Source organism: Phocaeicola coprophilus DSM 18228 = JCM 13818 (genome assembly GCF_000157915.1).
Lineage (GTDB): Bacteria > Bacteroidota > Bacteroidia > Bacteroidales > Bacteroidaceae > Phocaeicola > Phocaeicola coprophilus.
In genome coordinates, this window is sequence record NZ_EQ973643.1 from 421,092 (window position 1) to 422,240 (window position 1,149).

The following is a 1,149-nucleotide window of genomic DNA, read 5'->3' on the forward strand; positions in this document are numbered from 1 at the left end:
ATAAAAATATGAGAAAAATACAAAAAGAACGGCTTGAATCATTAGACATTTTACGAGGTCTGGATTTATTTATTCTGGTAGGCTTTCAATCTGTTTTCATGTACTTGGCTCAGGCAACCGGTGAAAATAATTGGATTAAAACTATTTTTGATGTATTATTTACCCACGTTGAATGGGAGGGATTTCATTTGTGGGATCAGGTAATGCCTTTATTTTTATTTATGGCGGGAACATCCATTCCATATGCCATGGCAAGATATAAAAGAAAAGAAGAAGAAATATCTGGTAAGTTGTTTTATCGGGTATTAAAAAGAGTTGTTTTGCTTTGGATCTTTGGTGCTATTGTACAAGGTAACTTATTGGATTTGAATCTTAATTCATTGTATTTATATACAGATACCTTACAATCTATTGCAATGGGATATTTGTTTTCTGTTATCTTGTTTTTAAGTATGCCGATAAAAGGTCTACTGATTACATTCTTTATATTGCCATTTATTTATACAACAGGCATGCTATTAACAGGAGGATACACTCCTGGGAATAATTTGGCAGAACTGATTGACCGTCTTGTCTTAGGCCGTTTTTTATATGGAGCGACAGTTACAGCGTCAGGAGATGTTGTTTTTGCAGACTGGTATCATATTAGTTGGATTTACAGTACCTTGAATTTTACAGCTACCGTATTGAGTGGTGTGCTCACAGGTTGCCTATTGCAATCATCAGATTCACCACAAAAGAAAGTCCGACTTTTATTACTGGCTGTATTGGTTTGCTTCCTTATATCATTTGCATTATCATGGATTGAACCTATTATTAAGCGATTGTGGACTAGTTCTATGATGTTTTTATCGACAGGTATTTCCGTTTTGCTGATGTTGTTGTCTTATTATTGGATTGACATTAAAAAACGAGGAAAAAACTGGAAATGGCTAAAGATTTATGGGATGAATTCAATATTAGCTTATATGCTATTTCATACCTTAAATACTGTTTCTTTGCGCGAATTCTGGTTACATGGATTTGAACATTTAATCGGAGATTATTATCCGGTATTATTAGAACTTGCACATGTCTCTATTATATTCTTTATTTTATTGTATTGTTATCGAAAGAGAGTTTTTTTAAAAGTATAGATAACTGTTTATC

1 protein-coding gene is annotated in these 1,149 nt (G+C 32.9%); it reads left to right on the forward strand.

Annotated elements, in window-relative coordinates:
- On the forward strand, window positions 1-1,136 hold a 1,136-nt coding region (locus BACCOPRO_RS09845), incomplete at its 5' end, for an acyltransferase family protein (protein WP_008143210.1).
- Window positions 1,137-1,149: the final 13 nt, after the last annotated feature.